Here is a 21,350-nt window from a genome sequence, read left to right as displayed (position 1 = left end):
CTCATGGAGTCGGTCCCGCGCCGAGCGCCGCCGACTCCTCGGAGGGCGCCACGGTGATGACCACGGACTTCGACGCGGGTGTGCGGCTCTTCTCCGCGAAGCTGTCCACGGGCACCAGCACGTTCGTCTCCGGGAAGTACGTCGCCGCGCACCGACGGGGAATGTTGTAGGGGACCACCACGAAGCGGCGCGCCACACGCGTCTCGCCCTGGAAGTGGCTGGTCAGGTCCACCATCTGCCCGGCCGCGAGCCCACGCTCCTGGATGTCCTTGGGATGCATCATCACCACGCGCCGCCCACCTCGGATGCCCCGGTAGCGGTCGTCCAGTCCATACACCGTGGTGTTGAACTGGTCGTGCGTGCGCAGCGTCATCATCATCAACTGCCCGGGCGCCAGCACCTCCGGAGGCATCGCGTGGACCGTGAAGTGCGCCTTGCCACTCTCCGTGGTGAAGCGCCCCTCGCGAGGTCCGTTCGGGAGGAAGAAGCCGCCCGGCTCGCGGACGCGCCGGTTGAAGTCCTCGAAGCCCGGGATGACCCGCGCGATGCGCTCGCGCACCCGGTCGTAGTCCTCCACCAGCGACAACCACGGAACACTCGAGCGCGAGCCCAGCACCGCCGAGGCCAGCCGCGCCACGATGACCGGCTCGCTCAAGAGATGCTCCGACGCCGGCGCCACCGCGCCCCGCGTCGCGTGCACGACGCCCATCGAGTTCTCCACCGTGACGAACTGGGGCCCCGTCGCCTGGACGTCGCGCTCCGTCCGCCCCAGGCACGGCAGGATGAGCGCGCGGAGGCCATGCACCAGGTGCGCCCGGTTGAGCTTGGTGGAGACATGGACGGTGAGCCGCGTCTTGCGCAGGGCGCGCGCGGTGAACTCCGTGTCCGGCGTGGCCGACAGGAAGTTGCCGCCCAGGGCGAAGAACACCCGGACGCGGCCCTCGTTCATCGCGTGCAGCGCGGCCACGACGTCCAGGCCATGGTGGTGCGGCGGCTCGAACCCGAACTCGCGGCCCAGCGCCTCCAGGAACGCCGGGCGAGGCCGCTCCCAGATGCCCATGGTCCGGTCGCCCTGCACGTTGCTGTGGCCGCGCACCGGGCACACGCCCGCGCCCTGCTTGCCGACGCTGCCCCGCAGCAGCGTCAGGTTGACGATCTCCTGGATGTTCGCCACCGCGTTGCGGTGCTGGGTGAGCCCCATGGCCCAGCAGAAGATGGTGCGCTCGGAGCGCGCGAGGATGTCGGCCGCGGCGAGGATCTGCTCGCGCGACACCCCGCTCTGCTCCACCACGTCCTCCCACCGCACCTCGCGCATGTTCCGCGCGTAGGCCTCGAAGCCGAGCGTCTTGTCCTCGATGAACCCGCGCGCCACCACCGAGCCCGGCTGCGCCTCCTCGCGCTCCAGCAGGGCCTTGCCCAGGCCCTGGAGCAGCGCGACGTCGCCGTTGATGCGCACCTGGAGGAACAGGGAGTTGAGCGCGGTCCCTGGCCCCAGCAGGTGCAGCACCTCCTGCGGGTGCTTGAAGCGGTTGAGGCCCGTCTCCGGCAGCGGGTTGACGCTGACGATTTCACAGCCCCGGCGCGCGGCGGCCTGGAGCGTGGTGAGCATGCGCGGGTGGTTCGTCCCCGGGTTCTGCCCGATGACGAAGATGGCCTGCGCGTGGTCGAAGTCCTCCAGCGTGACGGTGCCCTTGCCGATGCCGAGCGTCTCGCCGAGCGCGGTGCCGCTGGACTCGTGGCACATGTTCGAGCAGTCCGGCAGGTTGTTGGTGCCGAACTGCCGCACGAACAGCTGGTAGAGGAACGCCGCCTCGTTGCTCGTGCGCCCGGACGTGTAGAAGCTCGCCGCGTCCGGCGTGTCGAGCGCGTTCAGCTCCTCGGCCACGAGGGCGAAGGCCTCGTCCCAGGCGATGGGCGTGTAGTGCGTGGCGCCCTCGCGCAGCACCATGGGCTGCGTCAGCCGCCCCTGCTTGCCCAGCCAGTAGTCGCCCTGCGCGGACAGCGCCGCCACGCTCCACTGCCGGAAGAAGTCCGGCGTCACGCGCTCGGTGGTGCCCTCCTCCGCGACCGCCTTGGCGCCGTTCTCGCAGAACTCCGCGACGGAGCGGTGCCCCGGGTCGGGCCAGGCGCAGCCCGGACAGTCGAAGCCGTCCTTCTGGTTCACCTTGAGGAGCAGCCGCGTCCCACGCACGGCGCCCATCTCGCCCCACGCGTGCTTCATCGTGGAGATGACGGCGGGGATGCCACCGGCGACCTGGGACGGCGCGTCCACGCGCGGAGGAGTGGACTCCTCGGGTGGTTGGACGGGAGGCAGCACGGGCGACAACGCGCTCGTCGCCGTGTCCGGGGTCCCCTCCTCGCTCCGCTGTACCTCGGCCATGACCCGTCCTTTGGGCGCCATGCGGCCGACTGCCCGGCCGCGGCGAGGCCGGAGTCTACCGCTCCCGGGCCTCGCGGGAATGCTCGGTCGCTCTCTCACGCCGCCCTCCACCGCGTCACCGCCGGTGACACTCCCGCCCGGTGCCCGCCCGGACGACCGACGGGGCGAGGCCACATTGCCAGCCACCCGCGGGGTCCCAAGCGTCTGGAGACGGGGTGTACCCGACACGCCACGAGGAGGCACGACCATGGGCAACAGGCGCGACGAGGACCGGAGGGGTGGCGGACCGCGCCACCCACGCGACGACCACCAGCGGGGACACGGCCACCCCATGGGCCGAGGCCCGGAGGACGCCGGCCCCGAGCGAGGGTCCGGGCGCGACTCCTCGCGGGACTGGCACGTCGCCCCCGGCCGCCACCGCGACCCCTGGTACCCCTCCCGCGACCTCGACAGGGATCGCGACTACCGCACCCTGCAGGAGGACCGGGACCGGCTCGACTACGAGATCGACCGCGACTTCGGGGACTCCGCGCGCGAGATGGACCGCGCCCGCCCGCCCGGCCGCTCCCACGACGACTACTACCGCGCGCTGGACCGGCGGGCACGCGCCATGGACCCGGAGCGCATCGCCCGGCGTCCGGGCTACAGCCCCAGCGGCACGTTCCGCGCACTCGACGAGCGGTCCCCCCGCGACGCCTCTCGCGGTGGCCCGCCAAGCCGGCCGCCGCCTCGGGACGGGCCCCCACCCCATCGCCAGGGCGAGGTCGGCCACACGCGCTACGGCCAGCGGGGCGTGGATGAATGGGACGAGCCGGATGCGTGGCTCGACGAGCTGCGCGAGCTGGGGCCGCGCGAGCGTCCCGCCGAGGCGGACGTACGCCTGGGCGGCACCCAGCCCTCCGGCCATGGCCCCGGCGTGGAGAACATGGCGCCGCCCGTCACCGGCTTCTCCACCAGCCCCTCCCGGCGCGGCGACCACGACCTGGGCCACGGGGGCTACGTCGGAAGCGGCGCCCGCCCCCGGCCGCCCATGGACGCGCGACGCGCCGCGACAGGCCGCCCGCCCCGGGGCTACCAACGCGGCGACACGCGCATCCGCGCGGACATCTGCGACCGGCTGATGCAGGGGTGGATGGACGTCGGGGACGTGGAGGTGCAGGTCGAGGACGGGGTGGTGACGCTGATGGGCCGGGTGCGGGGGCGCGACGAGAAGCGCGCCATCGAGGACGTCGCGGACGCCGTGCTCGGAGTGAAGGAAGTCCTCAACCACATCCGCCTCGACCGGACGGAGGGGGTGCTGCATCCGCCGTCGTCGCGGGAGCCGCTCCAGGCCACGGGTGAAGAGGAGGAGGATGAGCACGGCCCGTTGCACGCATGAGCCGAACTCACGGGGCGCCGCGCCACGGAGCGCGTGACGCCCTGCCCCGTGGGACGGGGCGTCCCGCACTGTCTCGGACAGTGACGCGCGGGGCCACACGGTGCTGTGCCGCGGCCTCGCGGGTTCGGCTAGTGTGCCGGGCCTTTCGTTCCGCCACCCCTCAGGAGTCTGTTCATGTCCCGCGTCATCCGTGCCCCCCGTGGTTCCACCCTCTCGTGCAAGGGCTGGGTCCAGGAGGCCGCGCTCCGGATGTTGATGAACAACCTCGACCCGGATGTCGCCGAGCGCCCCGAGGACCTCGTCGTCTACGGCGGCACCGGCAAGGCCGCTCGCGACTGGCCGTCGTTCGACCGCATCGTCTCCAGCCTCCAGTCCCTCTCCGACGAGGAGACGCTGCTCGTCCAGTCCGGCAAGCCGGTGGGCATCTTCCGCACGCACCCGGACGCGCCGCGCGTGCTCATCGCCAACTCCAACCTCGTGGGCCGCTGGGCCAACTGGGAGCACTTCCACGAGTTGGAGAAGAAGGGCCTGATGATGTACGGCCAGATGACGGCCGGCTCGTGGATCTACATCGGCACGCAGGGCATCCTGCAGGGCACCTACGAGACGTTCGCCGCCGCCGGCCGCTTCCACTTCGGCACCGAGGACCTGTCCGGCCGGCTCATCCTCTCCGGAGGCCTGGGCGGCATGGGCGGCGCGCAGCCCCTGGCCGCGACGATGAACAACGCCGTGTTCCTGGGCGTGGAGATCGACCCGACGCGCGCCCGCCGCCGCGTGGAGACGCGCTACCTGGACGTGGTGGCCAAGGACCTGGACGAGGCGCTCGCCCTGGCGAAGGACGCCCAGCAGAAGCGCGTGGGCCGCTCCATCGGCATCATCGGCAACGCCGCGTCCGTCTTCCGCGAGCTGTACCGGCGCGGCATCAAGCCGGACCTCGTCACGGACCAGACGAGCGCGCATGATCCGCTCAACGGCTACATCCCCACGGACCTGTCGCTGGAGGCGGCGGCCGAGCTGCGCCAGCGCGACCCGGAGGAGTACGTGCGCCGCGCGCGGGAGTCCATGGTGATGCACGTGGAGGCGATGAACGACTTCCAGCGCGCCGGCAGCCACGTCTTCGACTACGGCAACAACCTGCGCGGCCAGGCGCAGCTGGGCGGCATGGAGGACGCGTTCGAGTTCCCCGGCTTCGTCCCCGCGTACATCCGCCCGCTGTTCTGCGAGGGCATGGGGCCGTTCCGCTGGGTGGCGCTGTCGGGCGACCCGGAGGACATCCGCCGCACGGACCGCGCGGTGGCGGAGCTGTTCCCGCAGAAGCAGTCGCTGCAGCGCTGGCTGAAGATGGCCCAGGAGCGCGTGGCCTTCCAGGGCCTGCCCTCGCGCATCTGCTGGCTGGGCTACGGCGAGCGCGCCAAGGCGGGCCTCGCCTTCAACGAGCTGGTGCGCAAGGGCGAGGTGAAGGCGCCCATCGTCATCGGCCGCGACCACCTGGACTGCGGCTCCGTGGCGTCCCCCAACCGCGAGACGGAGGCGATGAAGGACGGCACGGACGCGGTGGCGGACTGGCCCATCCTCAACGCCCTGGTCAACGCGGTGAACGGCGCGTCGTGGGTGTCGTTCCACCACGGCGGCGGCGTGGGCATGGGCTACTCGCTGCACGCCGGCCAGGTCATCGTCGCGGACGGGACGCCGGAGGCCGCGCGCCGCATCGAGCGCGTGCTCACCAGCGACCCGGGCATGGGCGTGCTGCGCCACGCGGACGCGGGCTACCCGGAGGCCATCGAGGTGGCGAAGCAGCGCGGGGTGAAGATTCCCGGCATCACCGTGTAGCCTCCCCCTCGCCATGGCCCACGTCCGCAAGCGCCTGAACGACCTGCTGTTGCTGGCCACCTCGCTCGGAGCGCTCGCGGGCTGTGCGCCCACCGCCATGGGCCCCATGGTGATGCGCCTGGGGCCCGGCGCTCCGGACCACCGGATGCTCCAGGGCGGCATCCGCACCGGGCCCCGGCTCAGCGCGCCCATCGCCGGGGCGCGCGTCAACGGCACCGACGCCGACCGGTTCCGGGGCGACGAGGACAGCTTCTCCACGCAGCAGTGGGGCATGGCCTTCGACCTGGCGATGACGTGGCCCGTCACCGAGCGGCTCCACCTGCACACCGGCGCCCAGGGAGAGATGTTCCTGCTGCCCCTGCCCGGGTACGGCCTGTACGCGGGGGCCTCGTACTACCTGGGCTCCGAGCAGCTCGGGCTGGCCCCGGCCATCGCGCTGCGCGGCGCGTCCGACTTCGGACTGACGTCGAGCCACGGAGGGCCGGGCAGCATGGCGGGGGCCGAGGCCACGTGCGCCTTCACCTTCCAGCCCGAGCCCCACGTCTCCGTGGGCGTCGTGCCCTTCTTCGCGGTCCACACGTTGTCGTCCGCGGGCACCAGCCAGACCTCCACGTACTACGGCGGCGTCGTCGCCGCGCGGATGCAGTGGGGCTTCTTCAGGTCGTTCGAGATTTCAGGCGGCTTCGGCCGCGCGAAGGTGGGCTCCAGCGCGAGCTGGAACGTGCCCATCATGGGAGTGCGGGGAGGCCGCTGACATCATGGGAGCGCTGGAGCTGCTGGTCCGCAACACGTCGGAGGTCCTCACGCTGGAGGGCACCCACCGCGAGCGCGCGGAGGACGCGCTCACCCCGCACCCAGGCGCCTGCGTGGGTGTGCGCGACGGCGTCGTCGCCTTCGTCGGCCCGGAATCGGACCTCCCGGCGGGCGCCGTGGGTCCGGGCACCACCGTGCTGGACGCCCAGGGCGGCTTCGTGGGGCCCGGCTTCGTCGACCCGCACACGCACCTGGTCTTCGCCGGCGAGCGCTCCGCGGAGTTCGACCTGCGCAACCAGGGCGCCACCTACCTCGAGATCGCCAAGGCGGGCGGCGGCATCGTCGGCACCGTGCGCGCCACCCGGGCCGCCAGCGAGGACGAGCTGGTGCGGCTCGCCCTGCCCCGCCTCCAGCGCCTCCTGTCGCACGGCGTGACGGTGGCGGAGGTGAAGAGCGGCTACGGGCTGGACGTGGAGAACGAGCTGAAGATGCTGCGCGTGGTGCGGCGCCTGGGCGCGCTGACGCCCGTGGAGCTGGTGCCCACGCTCCTGTGCGCGCACGCGGTGCCGGAGGAGTACCGCGGCCGCCGCGAGGACTACGTCCGGCTGTGCATCGACGAAATCCTCCCCGCCGTCGCGCGCGAGGGCCTGGCGCGCTTCTGCGACGTCTTCGTCGAGGACAGCGCCTTCACCGTCGACGAGGGCCGCCGCATCCTCACCGCCGCGCGCGCCCTGGGCATGGTGCCGCGCCTGCACGCCGACCAGCTCACCGCCTGCGGCGCCTCCGAGCTCGCCGCCGAACTGGGCGCCGCCACCGCCGACCACCTGGAGCAGGTCACCGACGCCGGCCTGCGCGCGCTCGCCGCCGCCAACGTCACCGCCGTCCTCGTCCCCACCTCCACCCTCTTCCTGCGCATGCGCCCCTACGCGCCCGGCCGCCGCCTGCGCGACGCGGGCGTCAACATCGCTTTGGGCTCCAACGTCAACCCTGGCTCAGCCATGAGTGAAAACGTGGCGTTGGTGCTCGGGCTGGCGTGTCTGGAAAATGGTTTGAGCGCCGCGGAAGCGTATTGGGCCGCGACACGCGGGGCCGCTTTGTCATTGGGACTGCAACGACAAGGCAGGCTGGCTGTCGGTGACGCGGGCGACCTCGTGACGTTCAGCTGTGCGTCCTACCGCCATCTGCCCTACCATCTCGGAATAGGGCACGCGCGCACGGTGGTGAAGGCCGGTCGTGTCGTCGCCCAGCAGGACCTGAATTCCTGCGGGTGAGGCGACGTCGCCTGGCAACACGGACGTCGCACGGGAGGGCAGGAGAACTTCCCGTCGGGGCCGGCCGTTATAAGTACCAATTGCAGCCATGTGCCGACTTTTTGGATTTCGTTCATCTGTTCCCGCCGCGGTCCATCCCTCGTTGGTGACGGAGAAGAACTCGCTGCTCATCCAGTCGCGCGAGCACAAGGATGGGTGGGGAATCGCGGCGTACGGTGTGGAAGCCATGCCCGTGGTGGCTCACGGTGTGGGCCCCGCGCACAGCGACCCTGATTTCGAGCGGGTCAGCAGCCGTGTGTCCTCTCACACGGTGGTCGCGCACATCCGCCTGGCGTCCGTGGGAGCGGTGGAGCTGCGCAACTCGCACCCGTTCCTGCACGGCCGCTGGTCCTTCGTACACAACGGCACCGTCCGCGACTTCGCGAAGCACCGCGCGGCCGTCGAGGAGCTCATCTGTCCGACCCTGCGCGCGGGCATCCGCGGCACGACGGACAGCGAGCGGTGCTTCTACGTCTTCCTCACCCGGCTGGCGGCCGTGTACCCGATTGCCCGCCCGGTCCCCGTGGAGGGCGTCGCCCGGGCGCTCGCCGAGACGATGAGCCTGGTGTCCGCCATCACCGACGTGGGCGAGTCCGAGAAGCCGCGCTCGGCGATGAACTTCCTCGTCACGGACGGCGAGGTGATGGTGGCCTCGCGGCGCAACCGCAGCCTCTTCGTCTCCGCCGGCGGTATGGGCGAGCTGCCGGCGGTGGGCACGCGCCTGGAGCAGCTCATGGTCGCCAGCGAGTCGTTGTGCGGCAGCCCCACGTGGGTCCCCGTGGCGGAGGAGGACGTCATCGGCGTGGACGCCGGCCTCGTCTTCCACAAGTGGCGCGTCCCGGAGCTGTCGAAGGACCTCCCGCCCGGCTCGCCGCGCCACGCGGCCTGAGGAGGGGCTCGCGGGTCGTCACCGCGGCGGGGGTGGCTGCAGCTCCCGCAGGTGGGGCACGAGCGACTCCTCGTAGCACGCGCCTCACGGCGAAGGTGTGGGAAGCCACGCCCCCAGCAGGACCGCGGGGCGCGTCCCGAATGCCTCGGCGACGAGCTGTCGGGCCTCTCCTCCCGCGTGGCTCAGCGTCACGCGCAGGTACTCCCGCGGCGCGGCCTCCGGCACGCGGTCCAGCCACTCGACGAGCACCGCCCCCTCCCCGCCCACCAGGTCCATGAAGCCGGTGGCGTAGAGGTCGTCGTAGCCCGTCAGCCGGTACAGGTCCGCGTGGTAGAGCGGGATGCGCCCCGAATACGGATACACGATGGCGAACGTCGGGCTCGCGACCTCCGAACGAGGCACGTGCGCGCCCTCGGCCACGCCGCGCACCAGGTGCGTCTTCCCCGCGCCCAGGTCACCGATGAGGCCCACGAAGTCACCGGACTCGAGCAGCCCGCCCAGGCGCACGCCCAGCCGATGTGTCTCGTCCGGAGACGCCAGCGTCAACGTCCGCGTCACGACCTCCCCGCCGCTCATCGCCCCCACCTCACCCAGACCTCACAGAGGCCCTGTTCGATCAAATCCCCGGCCACCAGCCCCAACTGCCCTCGCCGCGCGGCCACGAGGTCCCCCGCGAGCCCGTGCGCGTACACGGCCGTCCAGACCGCGTCCGGGATCGGCAACGACTGCGCGAGCAGCGCGCCCACGACGCCGGACAGCACATCGCCCGAGCCCCCCGTCGCCATGCCGGGATTGCCTGTGGTGTTGATGAACACGCGCCCATCCGGATGCGCCGTCAACGTCCGGTCGCCCTTGAGCACCACCGTCACGCCCAGCCCGGTCGCGAGCCGACCTACGATTTCCAGTCGCTCGGATTGGACCTCCCGGGTTGACTTGCCCGTCAGTCGCGACATCTCTCCCGGATGCGGCGTGAGGACGACGGGAGCCTTCGCCCGCCTGAGCACGGACACGTCGTCCGCCACGGCGTTGAGCGCGTCCGCGTCGAGCACGACGGGGATGTCCAGGCGGGACACCAGCTCGCCGATGAGCGCGCCCGTCCCCGGCCCCCGCGGGATTCCCGGCCCCATGACGAGCGCGTCCTTGCCCTCCGCGGCGGCGAGCAGCGCGTCCAGGTCTCCCAGCCCGAGCGGCCCGGCTGCCTCCAGCGGGATGCCCATGATCTCCGCCGAGTGCGCCTGCACGGCGTCCAGCACGTCCGAGCGCGTGGCCACCGTGACCAGCCCCGCCCCGCTGCGCAGCGCGGCCTTCGACACCAGCGCCGCCGCGCCCGTCTTGCCCCGGCTGCCGGCCACCACGAGCACGTGTCCGTAGGTGCCCTTGTGCGTGTCCGCCTTGCGTACGGGCAGCACCGCGCGGGCGTCCGACTCCTCCACGCGGAACAGGGAGGGGCCCGTCACCTCGCGCGACGCCTCGCCCCCCATGCCGATGTCCACCCGCGCCACGCGACCGCACAACGACGCCCCGGGCTCCAGCACCTGCCCCGGCTTGAGGAAGCCGAACGCCACGGTGACGTCCGCCTCCACGCATGGCGTGAAGGCCTGCCCGGTGTCGCTTTGAAGTCCCGAGGGCACGTCGGCCGCCACCACCTTCGCGCCCGCGTCCCGCCACCGGCGGATGGCGCTGATGGCCTCCGCGAACGCGCCCGCCGGCGCCCGACTCAGCCCCGTGCCGAACAAGGCGTCCACGACCACGTCGCCGTGGCCCGGCGCGCCCACCGCGTCCAAGGACTGAGGCACCAACCCGAAGCCCTTCAGCGCCTCCAGGTTGCGCCGCGACTCGGGCGTCAGCTTCGCGCGGTCTCCCACGAGCACCACCCCGACGCGCGCCCCGGACTCCTGGAGGAAGCGCGCCGCGACGAGTCCATCCCCGCCGTTGTTGCCCGGGCCGCACACCACGACGAAGCGCCCCGAGGGCCCCAGCGCCGCGCGAGCCACGTCCGCCATCCCCCGCCCCGCGTTCTCCATCAGCAGCGAGGAGGGCATGCCGTGGTGTTGCTCGGCGGCCTGTTCTGCCTGGCGCATCTGGGCGGCGGTGAGGACTCGGAGCATGGGGTCAGCTCTCCTTCTTCTGGAGCACCACCGTGGCGGCGGCCACGTCTGCGTCGTGGGTCAGCGCGAGGAAGGCCTCCAGCCCGCGCGCCTCCATGACCTCGCGCGCCACGCCGGACAGGGCGAAGTACGGCGCGCCACCGTCCCGCCGCACCTCCATGTCCTTCCACCGGATGCCGGGAGGCGCGCCCAGGGCCTTCACCAGCGCCTCCTTGGCGGCGAAGCGCGCGGCATAGGCGCTGGCGGCGTCATGCCGCTGGCCGCACAGGGCGCGCTCCGCCTCCGTGTAGACGCGGTTGAGGAAGGGTTCGGCGCGCGGCCCGTCCATGATGCGCTGGATGCGCGAGATGGAGCAGATGTCCAGGCCCAGCCCGAGGATTCCCATGGCGCGCTACCCCGGGTTGCGCATCAGGTCGAGCATCTCCCGGACCGCCCGGTCGAAGCCCACCAGCACCGCGCGCGCGACGATGGAGTGGCCGATGTTCAGCTCGTCGATCTCCCCGATGCGGGCGATGGGCTGCACGTTGTCGTAGTTGAGGCCGTGCCCCGCGGCGACGCCCAGGCCCAGCTTGGTGCCGGCCTTGGCCGCGTCGACGATGCGCGCCAGCTCCCGCGCGCGCTCCTTCTCGTTGCGCGCCTCGCAGTAGCGGCCCGTGTGCAGCTCGATACGGTCCGCGTTCACCTTGTGGGCCGCGCGCACCTGGTCCAGGTCCGGGTCGATGAACAGCGAGACGGCGATCTCCCCGTCCTTGAGGTTCTTGATGATCTTCGCGACGTGCTCGCGCTGGCCGGCGACCTCCAGGCCCCCCTCGGTGGTGAGCTCCTCGCGGCGCTCGGGCACCAGCGTGACGACGTCCGGCTTGTGCTCGTAGGCGATCTTCACCATCTCCGCGGTGGCCGCCATCTCCAGGTTGAGCAGCGTCTGCACCGTCTCGCGCAGGATGCGCAGGTCGCGGTCCTGGATGTGGCGCCGGTCCTCGCGCAGGTGGATGGTGATCTGCTGCGCGCCGGCCAGCTCCGCCATGGCGGCGGCCGTCACCGGCTCCGGATACGTGGTCCGCCGCGCCTGACGCAGCGTCGCCACATGGTCCACGTTGACACCCAGTCGCTGTCCCATCTCGACCGCACCTCGCTTGACGCGCGGGGCCGGGATTGTCGGGGGCCCCGGCGCGCGCCGGTCCCTCTAATCGCGGGCAGCGTCTGGAAGTCAACCACCGTGAAGGCTCCACCGGCGGGTCGCTGTCCGCTTCCGTCGGCTAGAGTGTCGGGTCGCCATGTCCCTGCCCTCCTGGTGTCGCGTCCTCCGGGCGTTGCCGCTCCTCCTCGCGACGGCCGCCTCGGGGAGCCCGCCGCGTCCTGCGCCCCGCCTGTCCGTCGAAGGCGTCGTCGTCGCGAGCAGCGGGCTGGTCCCCGACATCGAGGTCCGAGCCACCCTCGGCGAGCAGCGCGTCACCACCCGCACGGACCCCCAGGGCCATTTCGTGTTCAAGGGCCTCTCCGAGGGCTGGGGCTGGAAGCTGGCGGCCTCGCGGGGAGAGGAGCGCGGCGAGCGGGGCATCGAGGAGTCGTCGGGCGCCGTGAAGCGGTTCGTGCTCGAGCTCGGCCCTCCCCGGACCCTGAAGGGGCTGGTTCGCGCGGCCTCCGGGATGCCGATGAAGGGCGCCAAGGTGCAGGCCGGCCTTCATGACGGGCACTCCTCCGCCCTGCCCCATTCGACCCTGACGGGAGAGGATGGACAGTTCGAGATTCCGATGACGGGGTTCTCGCCTGCCACCGTGCACATCTCCGCGCCCGAGCACCTGGAGCTGAGCACCGTCCACGTCCCTTCCAGCGGAAAGCTGGACGTCACCCTCCAACGAGCGGAGACCTTGCGCGGGCACATCACCGACCACAGCGGGGCTCCGCTGGCGGGCGTCATCGTCCGGCTGAAGCGCTTCGGACAGCTGATGTTCCACATGAACTGCGTGGGCAACGACCCGCTGACGACGCGGACGGGAAGTGCCGGTACGTTCGAGCTCCAGGGGCTCGAACCGGGCCGCTACGTGTTCTTCCTCGATCCCCAGCTCCACAATCCGCTCATGGGGACCGTGGAAGTTCCCTCGGGGGACGTCCGCTGGATCCTGTCCCGAGGCACTCCTGTCCGGGTGGTCCTGTCCCCGCCCAATGACGGGAAGGCGAAGGACGTCGCCATCCTCGATGGCGCCGCCCAGAAACCCAACACGTTCTCGTCGTATCGATACCGGGACGTGGACGACTCGGGCACCGTGACCTTCGACGAGGTGGCCGCTGGTGCCGCCTACTGGATGAAGGCGGAGCGCACCACTTCGACCGAGTCCCGCGCCGTCGCTCGACGACTCCAGGTCTCACTCGACAGCGAGAACCTCGTCCGCGCGGATTTCGGAGGCCCGCACTCGCTGCGGCTGCGCCTCGTCGACTCCATGGGGAGGCCCGTGCGAGGCGACGTGACGTTGGAGGATCCAACGGTCTCCACGTACTCCGATCGCCACCGGTTCAGGCTCATCCGGAAGATGCCCTCCCATGCCTTCGACTTCACCGGGCTGCCTGACGGGCCATTGCGCGTCTCGGTCTCCGCGCCCGGCTTCGAGGATCCGGCCGCCGAGGTCGCGCTCCCCCAGCAGCAGACGCTCCGACTCGTGCTGAAGCGCAAACCGAGGGAGCCACGAACACCGCCCTCACCCGCAGGGGACGCGACCGCGTCCGGCTCACGCGCCCAGGCCAAGAGGGTCCTCACGGGCCGGGTGGAGACACCGGATGGACGCGGGCTCGCCGGCGCCGATGTGCGGTGCATCGCTCCGGAGAGCCACCCCGAGCCGGGATACGCCGACTGCCACGCCTACTCCCTCCCGGAAGGAAGTGTCTACCTGTCCGAAGCCCCCAGCGGAGACTTCGACCTCGTGATCTCCCATCGGGACTGGCCACGCGCGCGGGTGTCCGTCGCCGCCGGAGTGGCCTCATTCCAGCTGCGGCTGACCCCGGGCCTCACGCTGCACGGTCGCGTCCAGGACCCGGAAGGCCGCCGACTCGAGCGAGGCCAGATCGAAGTAACGATGGGCAAGCAGTGGTACGCCGCCCCCATCCACGACGACGGAACCTACGAAATCAGGGTCCCCCCTGGCGAGGGCACCGTCGCGGTCCTCAACCGGATCGGGGCCCGGCTCCAGCCGTTCTCGGGGCGCGAAGGCGAGCGTGTTCGCGTGGACGTGCTCGCCCCTCCAGGCCCGGTCCTCGGGGGCCTGGCGGAATGAAGAACGGGCCCGGGCATGGCGCCCGGACCCGCTCGGAAACACCTGGGAGACGAGCCGACGCTCAGCGGTTGAGCGCCTTGACGAGCACGTCGGCGATCTCCTTCGCGAACGCCTCGTTGCGCGTGGCGGTCTCGCCCTCGACGAGGACGCGCGCCTTGGGCTCCGTGCCGGAGAAGCGGACCAGGACGCGGCCCGAGTTGCCCAGCTTCTGCTCCACGGCCTTGATGACCTTCATCACGTCCGGCAGCTCGCCCAGCTCCTTCTTCTGCTTCACCACCACGTTGAGCAGCGTCTGGGGCACCGGCTCGAAGATGGAGGCCAGTTCGCTCAGCGGCTTGCCCGCGCGGCACATGACCGCCAGCAACTGGAGCGCGGCCAGCGTGCCGTCACCCGTGGTGGTGTGGTCCAGGAAGATGAGGTGGCCGCTCTGCTCGCCACCCAGGTTGTAGCCGTTGCGGCGCATCTCCTCGACGACGTAGCGGTCGCCCACGCGCGTGCGAGCCACCTTCACGCCCCAGCGGGACACCGCGCGCTCGAGGCCGATGTTGCTCATCACCGTGGACACCAGCATCTTCTTCTTCAACTGCTTGCGGGCCACCAGCTCACCCGTGCAGATGGCCATGATGGCGTCGCCGTCCACCACCTTGCCCTTCTCGTCCACGACGATGAGGCGGTCGGCGTCACCGTCCAGCGCGATGCCCAGGTGGGCGCCGTGCTTGAGCACCGTGCGCGCCAGGTTCTCCGGGAACAGCGCGCCACACTTGTGGTTGATGTTCTTGCCGTCCGGCGACACGCCGAGCGTGATGACCTTCGCGCCCAGCTCCTCCAGCACCGCGGGCGCCGTCTTGTAGGCCGCGCCGTTGGCGCAGTCGACGACGATGGTCATCCCCTCCAGCGTCAGCTCGCGCGGGAAGGTCGCCTTGAGGAACACGATGTAGCGGCCCCGCGCGTCCTCCATGCGGAAGGCACGGCCGATCTTCGTCGCGGTGGGCCGGATGGAGTCGATGGCGCCCGTGGACAGCAGCTCCTCGATCTTCCCCTCCGTCTCGTCCGGCAGCTTGAAGCCGTCGCGCCAGAAGAACTTGATGCCGTTGTCCTCGTACGGGTTGTGGGACGCGGAGATGACCGCGCCCGCGTCCGCGCGCATGGACGTGGTGAGGTTGGAGATGCCCGGCGTCGGCAGCGGCCCCACCAGCTCGACGTCGACGCCCATCGAGGTCAACCCGGCGGCGAGCGCCTGCTCCAGCATGTAGCCGGACAGCCGCGTGTCCTTGCCCACGATGACGCGGTGGCGGTGCGGCCCGTTGCGGATGAGGAACGCGAGCGCCCGTCCGAGCTGCATCGCGACTTCCGCTGTCATGGGGTGGACGTTCGCCTTGCCGCGCACACCGTCCGTGCCGAACAGCTTCTGCGACGCCCGCTCCTCCTTGGGAGCGATGTTCATCCTGTACGCCATGGTGCTGCTCCGCCTTTCCCACGCCGGGCCTGCCGCGCCGGTCAGTCGACGTCGGGGCTTATACCCCGCCCACCGCCGGGGCTCGAAGGTAGGGCTCCGGCGTCCCCCTGGCAACGGCCCAGGCATGCAGCCTGTATCACCCGCCCCCACCAGCTGGTTGCGAAATCGATACCAGCCGCGCCCCGTGGCTCCACCGCCACGCCTCCTCACCTCCCCATGAGCGCGCCGCCGTCGCGAGCGAGCCGGAGAGCGTCCGCCACGGCGAGCGCGTCACGCGTCTGTGCGACGTCGTGGACACGGACCACATCCGCCCCCCCGAGCGCCGCCATCGCGGCCACCGACCCCAGCGTCGCCGCCAGCCGCTCGGCCGGCGGCCTGCCACCCGTCAGTTGCCCCAGGAAGCTCTTGCGGCTGGTGCCCACGAGCAGCGCAAGCCCCAGCGCGCGCAGCTCGCCCAGCCGCCTCAACAGGTAGAGGTTGTGGTCCACCGTCTTGCCGAAGCCGATGCCCGGGTCGAGCAGGATGCGCTCGCGCGGGATGCCCGCGTGCGTCGCGCGCGCCACCGCGCCCTCGAGCACCGTGAGCACGTCGTCCACCAGGTCGTCGTAGTGGGGCGCCTGCTGCATGGTGCTCGGCGTGCCCTGCATGTGCATCAGGCAACAGGCGGCCCCCGCCTCGGCCACCACGCGCGGCAGGTCCGGATCGAGCCCGAAGCCGCTGATGTCGTTGACGAGGTGGGCCCCGGCGCGCAGCACCTCGCGCGCCACCGCCGCCTTCGTGGTGTCCACGGAGAGCGGCGCGTCCGTGCGCGCGCGCAGCCCCTGGATGACGGGCAGCACGCGCGCCAGCTCCTCCTCCACGCCCACGCCCTGGGAGCCCGGGCGCGTGGACTCACCGCCGACGTCGAGGAGGTCCGCGCCGGCCTCGACCAGGGACAGGCCATGGGCGATCGCGGCCTCGGTCCCCAGGTAGCGCCCCCCGTCGGAGAAGCTGTCGGGCGTCACGTTGACGATGCCCATCACGTAGGTCCGTGAACCCCAGACGAACGACCTGCCGCCCAGGGTCAGCGGCGGGGCCGGCCGGTCCGCGTCCAGCGCCCGCTCCACCGCCACGGCCAACGTCCCGAGCCGCCCGCCCGGCTCCGCCCGGGCCGCCGCGAGCAGCCGCGTGAACTGGTCCCGTCGTCCCGACAACAGCCCCGTGCCGGGACGGGTGCGCCCATCCCCCGGCACCCACGCCGGGAACTCCTCGCGCCCGGGCGCCTCCGACCGCTCGTGCAGCCCCTGGAGGAAGCGGCCCTCCTCCTTCTCCAGCCCGGTGACGAGCACCTGGGAGTGGGGGACCTTCTCCAGCAGGTACTCGCGGGCCGCCGTGGGCAGGCCCATCCGGCGGAAGGCCAGGACCAGGTCGTCCGGGCGGTCGGAACACAGGGCGCGGGCTCGAATCATCGCCGCGCACCCTATCGCAGCGTCGCGGGCGCGGCGGGCTCACCGCACGGGGGGCCGTGCCCCGCAACGCGGAAGGCCCTCCCCACACGCGGTGGGAAGGGCCTTCGTCACTTCGTCGGCGGATGCCGGCTTACGCCTTGTTCGGCTCCATCTTCGGCAGGCCCTCGAGCGCGTCGAGGATCTTCCGCTTGTCCTTCTTCTCCGTCGCCTTCGGCGGCGCGTTGATGCGCGGAGGCGGGCGCTCACGGGTGAGCTGGCCACCCTGCAGGAGGATGTTCACGTCCTCGGCGTCGAGCGTCTCGTACTCCACCAGGGCGTCGGAGACGCGCTTGAGCGCCTCCAGGTTCTCCACGAGCAGGTTCTTGCCGCGCTCGTAGCAGCCCACGACGATGCTGCGCACCTCGGAGTCGATCTGCCGCGCCGTGTCCTCGGAGTAGTCCTTGGACGCGTTGAAGTCGCGGCCCAGGAACACCTCGCCGTCGCTCTTGCCGAACGCCAGGGGCCCCAGCTTCTCGCTCATGCCCCAGCGGCACACCATGGCGCGCGCCGTCTCCGTCGCCCGCTCGATGTCGTTCGCCGCGCCGCTGCTCATCTCGTTGAAGAGCAGCTCCTCGGCGATACGGCCACCCATGGCCATGGAGATCTGGTCCAGCATCTGCTTCTTGTAGCCGTTGACCTTGTCCTCGGTCGGCAGGCTCCAGGTGACGCCCAGGGCCTGGCCACGCGGGATGATGGTGACCTTGTGGAGCGGATCGCAGCCGGGCAGCAGCTTGGCGAGCAGCGCGTGCCCCGCCTCGTGCACCGCGGTGTTCTTCTTCTCCTTCTCGGTCATGATCATGGACCGGCGCTCCGGGCCCATGAAGACCTTGTCCTTGGCGGCCTCGAAGTCACTGAGGTCCACGCGCTCCTTGTTCTGCCGCGCGGCCATCAGCGCCGACTCGTTGACCAGGTTCTCCAGGTCCGCGCCCGTCATGCCCGGCGTACCGCGAGCGATGACCTCCAGGTCCACCTCCGGCGCCAGCGGCACGCGGCGGGTGTGCACCTTCAGCACGCCCAGGCGGCCCTTCAGGTCGGGACGCGGCACCACGATGCGCCGGTCGAAGCGACCGGGACGCTGCAGCGCCGGGTCCAGCACGTCCGGACGGTTGGTGGCGGCAATCAGGATGACGCCGTCGTTGGACTCGAAGCCGTCCATCTCCACGAGCAGCTGGTTGAGCGTCTGCTCGCGCTCGTCGTGACCGCCGCCCAGGCCCGCGCCACGGTGGCGACCCACGGCGTCGATCTCGTCGATGAAGATGATGCAGGGGGCGTTCTTCTTGCCCTGCTCGAACAGGTCGCGCACGCGGCTGGCGCCGACGCCCACGAACATCTCCACGAAGTCCGAGCCGGAGATGGAGAAGAAGGGCACGCCGGCCTCGCCGGCCACCGCGCGAGCAAGCAGCGTCTTGCCCGTTCCCGGGGGGCCCATCATCAGCACGCCCTTGGGGATGCGGCCGCCCAGCTTGGTGAACTTCTTCGGATCCTTCAGGAAGGCGACGATCTCCTCCAGCTCTTCCTTGCACTCGTCCACGCCGGCCACGTCCGCGAACGTGACCTTGTTGTGGCTCTCGCTGAGCAGCTTGGCCTTCGACTTCCCGAAGGTCATCGCCTTGCCGCTGCCGCCCTGGAGCTGGCGCATGAAGAAGATGAAGAAGAGGAACAGGAAGACGACCGGCATCCACTGACCGAGGATGGTCAGCCAGAGGCTGTTCTGCTCTTCGCGCTCGTACTTCACGTCGACGCCGTTGTTGCGAAGCTGGTTCAGCATCGCGGCGTCGGGAGCCGGGCCCGTCGTGCGGAACTTCTCGTTCGTATCCGAGAACTTGCCGGAGTAGGTGTTGCCCTTGACGGCCACCTCCTTGACCTTCTTCTCCTCCACCTTCGTCAGAAGCTGGGTGAAGGAGGGCTCCGTGACCTGGTCATTGCCCTGGGAGAAGAAGTTGTAGAAGGCGACGAAGAGGACGATCAGGATGACCCAGAGCCCGATGGTCTTGTAAGTCGAACGCACGTGTCAGCTGCCCTTTCGGTACTCGGCGGGATGAGGGCCGCGCCGGGAGGAACCCCAGCCTTTTCAATCATTTGCCCGACACCAGGCGAGCCACCTGTCGTCGGACCGTATCAGCAACAGCAAAACGCCCTCAACTATTTAGGGGTGCGCGGCCTACCCCCGACAACGCTCATTCCACTCTATAACGAAGGGGTCCGTTGATTGCTCGGACCCGGAGGTGTCGCCCAGAGGTAATGTCCGGAAACCTCCGCCCGGGGCGGGGGTGACCAGAGGCCTGGGAGCCACACCACCGTGCCCGCGGCGTCCAGCACCACCGGCCGCGCATCTCTCGACTCCGCGGGCACTCGAAGATCCACCAACAGGTCCTGGAGCCTGCGTTGTCCCGCGGCGGTGCGAATCCGGTCTCCGGGCTTGCGCGTCCGCACGGTCAGCGGCCAGCGCGTGCTCGCCCCGAGCGCCAGGCCGTGGACGCCCGCCGGCGGCGCCCCTCGCGCCACGCGGAAGCCCCAGCCCGTGCCCTCCAGCTCGCCCGAGGCGCCCTCGTCCCGCAGGCGGAGCTCCGGCCCGGGCCCCCCCCGCGCGCGCCCCTCCGGCGCCACGCAGCGCACGCGCCCGCCGGTGGCCCGGAGCCGCAGGCCACGCCCCACCGTGGCGCTGCCACCCTCCTCCACCGCGCGCAGCACGCGCGAGAGCGTCGCGTCGTCGGCCTCGACCGCGTGCTCGGTCAACAGGCGGGCGAGGACACGGCGGCGCAAGGGCGACTCCAGCGCGCGCACGCCCACCGCCTCCAGCGCGCCGTCCTCCATGCGGAGCCTGCGCCACGCCGCGTCCGCCATGCTCGACAGCAGCGCGTCGTCCTCCGCCGCCAGCCGCGCGAACGCGGCCAGGTGCGCCTGCACCGGGAAGCCCGCGGCGCGCGACAGGGCCGGCAACGCGTCCCCGCGGACCCGCGCCCGGAAGAACGAGGGGTCGGCGTTCATCGGGTCTGTCGAGTAGTCGACACCCTGCTCCGCCAGGAACGCCACCAGCTCCTCGCGCGTCCGCCCGAGCAGCGGCCGGACGAGCCCGGGGCGGGATTCCTGGATGCTGGCCGCCCCGCGCAGCGCGGAGCCCCGCGCCAGCCGCATCAGCAGCGTCTCCGCCTGGTCATCCGCCGTATGCGCGGTCGCCACCACGTCCAGCCCACGTGCCACGCGCACGGCCTCCAGCGCCGCGTAGCGCGCCGTCCTCGCCCGCGCCTCGACGCCGGCCCCACCCAGCAGGTGGAGCTCGCGCGCGTGACACACGAGCCCCCGCTGCCCGGCGGACGCGACCACGGCTCGCACCTCCGCTCGGGACTCGACCCGCAGGCCGTGGTCCAACGTGGCGACCTCCACGCGCAGCCGCAGCCGCTCGCGCACGAGCGCCGTGCCCACCAGCAGCGCGACGGAGTCCGCCCCTCCGGAGACGGCCAGCAACACGGAGCGGCCCTCGAGTCCGAGGCGGACGTACGCGTCCACCAGCGTCCTGGTGAGCAAGGAGGTCATGGGGCCAGTGAGTGCCATCGGACAGGCGCGGAATGGAATGTCGGGTGACGAGGTTGCAGAGGCGCGTGCGGTTGAAGGCAAGGGGGTCGGTTCTTATGATCGTCACACCGGGCGGGCGCGGTCGCGGAGCGGAAATATGCGCGACCCAGGGCGTTGTTGAGGCAACGGTCGACTTTTCAAGCTGTTGGGCCTAGGGGTCCCCCCCCTCCCCCTCTGGGCCCACGGGTCCGCTGGGAGAATCACTCCCCGCGGTCCCTCTTTCCGAGACGCCCCGGCCCTCTTCGCGAGGTCCGGGGCGTTTCCTTTTCGCGCCCGGCTGGATACGTCAGGTACGGCTGAACGTGCCCGCGTGTGGGCCCGGCGAGCGCGGAACGAGTCCTCCGAAACCGTTGACCCTCTTGGGCGTCTGTCGGATAACGGCCCCGGTGTGTTCAGGTCGTCACCTCGAATCCGCCCCGGAGACTCAGGTATGGCAGGCACCGACAAGCGCAAGCAGTCGCTGTACTTCCCCGAGGAGATGCTGAAGGAGATCCAGGAGGAAGCGAACCGCCAGGACCGCTCCCTGTCGTGGGTCGTGCAGCAGGCATGGAAGATCGCCCGCGAGCGCATCAAGTCGTTCCCCGCCGTCAATGACGTGACTGGCGACGAGCGCCAGGACCCGCGCGAGGAGTAGCGCAGGCATGGCCACCACCGACCACCGCAAGCAAAGCCTCTACTTCCCCGAGGACATGCTGCAGGAGATCCAGCGCGAGGCGAACCGGCAGGACCGCTCGCTGTCGTGGATCGTCCAGCAGGCGTGGAAGGTGGCCCGAGCCGACATTCGGAAGATGCCGTCGGTCAACGACGTGCTGAGCGCGCCTCCGCGTCCCGCCGCCTCGGCGACGGGCTCCGCGGTGGCGGCCACGACCGCCACGCCCCTGGTGGCGGCCGCGCCGAACTCGGACGAGCCCAAGTCCTGA

17 protein-coding genes are annotated in these 21,350 nt (G+C 71.3%); 8 read left to right on the top strand and 9 right to left on the bottom strand.

The window, feature by feature from the left end; translation table 11 throughout:
- Position 1: 1 nt before the first annotated feature.
- Positions 2–2,380: an FdhF/YdeP family oxidoreductase gene (locus LZ198_RS32025; RefSeq protein ID WP_253975922.1), complete on the bottom strand. Its 2,379-nt coding sequence runs from the start codon at positions 2,378–2,380 to the stop codon at positions 2–4.
- A gap of 247 nt (positions 2,381–2,627) precedes the next feature.
- Between LZ198_RS32025 and LZ198_RS32020 the strand changes: the two genes are divergently transcribed.
- From LZ198_RS32020 to LZ198_RS32000, 5 genes are all read left to right on the top strand, one after another.
- Positions 2,628–3,758 (top strand): BON domain-containing protein, encoded by a 1,131-nt coding sequence (locus LZ198_RS32020; protein ID WP_253975921.1) that lies wholly within the window; start codon positions 2,628–2,630, stop codon positions 3,756–3,758.
- A gap of 174 nt (positions 3,759–3,932) precedes the next feature.
- Positions 3,933–5,588 (top strand): urocanate hydratase, encoded by a 1,656-nt coding sequence (gene hutU / locus LZ198_RS32015; protein WP_253975920.1) that lies wholly within the window; start codon positions 3,933–3,935, stop codon positions 5,586–5,588.
- A 13-nt stretch (positions 5,589–5,601) separates the two neighbouring features.
- Positions 5,602–6,342 (top strand): hypothetical protein, encoded by a 741-nt coding sequence (locus LZ198_RS32010; RefSeq protein ID WP_253975919.1) that lies wholly within the window; start codon positions 5,602–5,604, stop codon positions 6,340–6,342.
- Positions 6,343–6,346: 4 nt separating this feature from the next.
- The gene (gene hutI, locus LZ198_RS32005; RefSeq protein ID WP_253975918.1) at positions 6,347–7,612 is read left to right on the top strand and encodes an imidazolonepropionase; all 1,266 of its coding nucleotides are present in this window, start codon (positions 6,347–6,349) and stop codon (positions 7,610–7,612) included.
- A gap of 88 nt (positions 7,613–7,700) precedes the next feature.
- A complete protein-coding gene (locus LZ198_RS32000; protein ID WP_253975917.1) occupies positions 7,701–8,540 on the top strand; it encodes a class II glutamine amidotransferase in 840 nt (279 codons plus the stop codon).
- An 84-nt stretch (positions 8,541–8,624) separates the two neighbouring features.
- Here LZ198_RS32000 and tsaE read toward each other — a convergent pair whose 3' ends face one another.
- The 4 genes from tsaE to LZ198_RS31980 are packed head-to-tail and all read right to left on the bottom strand — an operon-like array spanning position 8,625 to position 11,765.
- Positions 8,625–9,116 carry a tRNA (adenosine(37)-N6)-threonylcarbamoyltransferase complex ATPase subunit type 1 TsaE gene (tsaE, locus tag LZ198_RS31995; RefSeq protein WP_253975916.1) on the bottom strand — a complete coding sequence of 164 codons (492 nt, stop codon included), beginning with the start codon at positions 9,114–9,116 and terminating at the stop codon, positions 8,625–8,627.
- Complete coding sequence (locus LZ198_RS31990) at positions 9,113–10,648, bottom strand: NAD(P)H-hydrate dehydratase (protein WP_253975915.1); 1,536 nt, start codon at positions 10,646–10,648, stop codon at positions 9,113–9,115. Before LZ198_RS31990 ends, tsaE begins: the two co-directional genes overlap by 4 nt.
- A 4-nt stretch (positions 10,649–10,652) precedes the next feature.
- Positions 10,653–11,033 carry a holo-ACP synthase gene (acpS, locus tag LZ198_RS31985; RefSeq protein ID WP_253975914.1) on the bottom strand — a complete coding sequence of 127 codons (381 nt, stop codon included), beginning with the start codon at positions 11,031–11,033 and terminating at the stop codon, positions 10,653–10,655.
- A 6-nt stretch (positions 11,034–11,039) separates the two neighbouring features.
- Positions 11,040–11,765 (bottom strand): pyridoxine 5'-phosphate synthase, encoded by a 726-nt coding sequence (locus LZ198_RS31980; protein ID WP_253975913.1) that lies wholly within the window; start codon positions 11,763–11,765, stop codon positions 11,040–11,042.
- 157 nt (positions 11,766–11,922) lie between these two features.
- Here LZ198_RS31980 and LZ198_RS31975 point away from each other — a divergent pair, with 157 nt between their 5' ends.
- Complete coding sequence (locus tag LZ198_RS31975) at positions 11,923–13,914, top strand: carboxypeptidase-like regulatory domain-containing protein (protein WP_253975912.1); 1,992 nt, start codon at positions 11,923–11,925, stop codon at positions 13,912–13,914.
- Positions 13,915–13,975: 61 nt separating this feature from the next.
- Here LZ198_RS31975 and glmM read toward each other — a convergent pair whose 3' ends face one another.
- The 4 genes from glmM to tilS form a co-directional block, all read right to left on the bottom strand.
- On the bottom strand, positions 13,976–15,370 hold the full coding sequence (gene glmM / locus LZ198_RS31970) for a phosphoglucosamine mutase (protein WP_253975911.1): 1,395 nt from the start codon (positions 15,368–15,370) through the stop codon (positions 13,976–13,978).
- Positions 15,371–15,576: 206 nt separating this feature from the next.
- Positions 15,577–16,818: a dihydropteroate synthase gene (gene folP / locus LZ198_RS31965; protein WP_253975910.1), complete on the bottom strand. Its 1,242-nt coding sequence runs from the start codon at positions 16,816–16,818 to the stop codon at positions 15,577–15,579.
- A gap of 130 nt (positions 16,819–16,948) precedes the next feature.
- Positions 16,949–18,865, bottom strand: a complete 1,917-nt coding sequence (ftsH, locus tag LZ198_RS31960; RefSeq protein WP_253975909.1) for an ATP-dependent zinc metalloprotease FtsH — start codon at positions 18,863–18,865, stop codon at positions 16,949–16,951.
- A 179-nt stretch (positions 18,866–19,044) separates the two neighbouring features.
- Positions 19,045–20,391 carry a tRNA lysidine(34) synthetase TilS gene (tilS, locus tag LZ198_RS31955; protein ID WP_253975908.1) on the bottom strand — a complete coding sequence of 449 codons (1,347 nt, stop codon included), beginning with the start codon at positions 20,389–20,391 and terminating at the stop codon, positions 19,045–19,047.
- 469 nt (positions 20,392–20,860) lie between these two features.
- Between tilS and LZ198_RS31950 the strand changes: the two genes are divergently transcribed.
- Positions 20,861–21,064 carry a TIGR04563 family protein gene (locus tag LZ198_RS31950; protein ID WP_015350409.1) on the top strand — a complete coding sequence of 68 codons (204 nt, stop codon included), beginning with the start codon at positions 20,861–20,863 and terminating at the stop codon, positions 21,062–21,064.
- Positions 21,065–21,071: 7 nt separating this feature from the next.
- The gene (locus LZ198_RS31945) at positions 21,072–21,350 is read left to right on the top strand and encodes a TIGR04563 family protein (protein ID WP_253975907.1); all 279 of its coding nucleotides are present in this window, start codon (positions 21,072–21,074) and stop codon (positions 21,348–21,350) included.

Source organism: Myxococcus dinghuensis (assembly GCF_024198235.1).
Lineage (GTDB): Bacteria > Myxococcota > Myxococcia > Myxococcales > Myxococcaceae > Myxococcus > Myxococcus dinghuensis.
The sequence above is the reverse complement of the archived record's forward strand: the minus strand, read 5'-3'. Positions and strand labels throughout refer to the sequence as shown.

Excerpts from the sequence above, each read along its gene's own strand:
- LZ198_RS32025 (WP_253975922.1), bottom strand. The coding sequence starts at position 2,380 with ATGGCCGAGGTACAGCGGAGCGAGGAGGGGACCCCGGACACGGCGACG.
- LZ198_RS32020 (WP_253975921.1), top strand. The coding sequence starts at position 2,628 with ATGGGCAACAGGCGCGACGAGGACCGGAGGGGTGGCGGACCGCGCCAC.
- hutU (WP_253975920.1), top strand. The coding sequence starts at position 3,933 with ATGTCCCGCGTCATCCGTGCCCCCCGTGGTTCCACCCTCTCGTGCAAG.
- LZ198_RS32010 (WP_253975919.1), top strand. The coding sequence starts at position 5,602 with ATGGCCCACGTCCGCAAGCGCCTGAACGACCTGCTGTTGCTGGCCACC.
- hutI (WP_253975918.1), top strand. The coding sequence starts at position 6,347 with ATGGGAGCGCTGGAGCTGCTGGTCCGCAACACGTCGGAGGTCCTCACG.
- LZ198_RS32000 (WP_253975917.1), top strand. The coding sequence starts at position 7,701 with ATGTGCCGACTTTTTGGATTTCGTTCATCTGTTCCCGCCGCGGTCCAT.
- tsaE (WP_253975916.1), bottom strand. The coding sequence starts at position 9,116 with ATGAGCGGCGGGGAGGTCGTGACGCGGACGTTGACGCTGGCGTCTCCG.
- LZ198_RS31990 (WP_253975915.1), bottom strand. The coding sequence starts at position 10,648 with ATGCTCCGAGTCCTCACCGCCGCCCAGATGCGCCAGGCAGAACAGGCC.
- acpS (WP_253975914.1), bottom strand. The coding sequence starts at position 11,033 with ATGGGAATCCTCGGGCTGGGCCTGGACATCTGCTCCATCTCGCGCATC.
- LZ198_RS31980 (WP_253975913.1), bottom strand. The coding sequence starts at position 11,765 with ATGGGACAGCGACTGGGTGTCAACGTGGACCATGTGGCGACGCTGCGT.
- LZ198_RS31975 (WP_253975912.1), top strand. The coding sequence starts at position 11,923 with ATGTCCCTGCCCTCCTGGTGTCGCGTCCTCCGGGCGTTGCCGCTCCTC.
- glmM (WP_253975911.1), bottom strand. The coding sequence starts at position 15,370 with ATGGCGTACAGGATGAACATCGCTCCCAAGGAGGAGCGGGCGTCGCAG.
- folP (WP_253975910.1), bottom strand. The coding sequence starts at position 16,818 with ATGATTCGAGCCCGCGCCCTGTGTTCCGACCGCCCGGACGACCTGGTC.
- tilS (WP_253975908.1), bottom strand. The coding sequence starts at position 20,391 with ATGACCTCCTTGCTCACCAGGACGCTGGTGGACGCGTACGTCCGCCTC.
- LZ198_RS31950 (WP_015350409.1), top strand. The coding sequence starts at position 20,861 with ATGGCAGGCACCGACAAGCGCAAGCAGTCGCTGTACTTCCCCGAGGAG.
- LZ198_RS31945 (WP_253975907.1), top strand. The coding sequence starts at position 21,072 with ATGGCCACCACCGACCACCGCAAGCAAAGCCTCTACTTCCCCGAGGAC.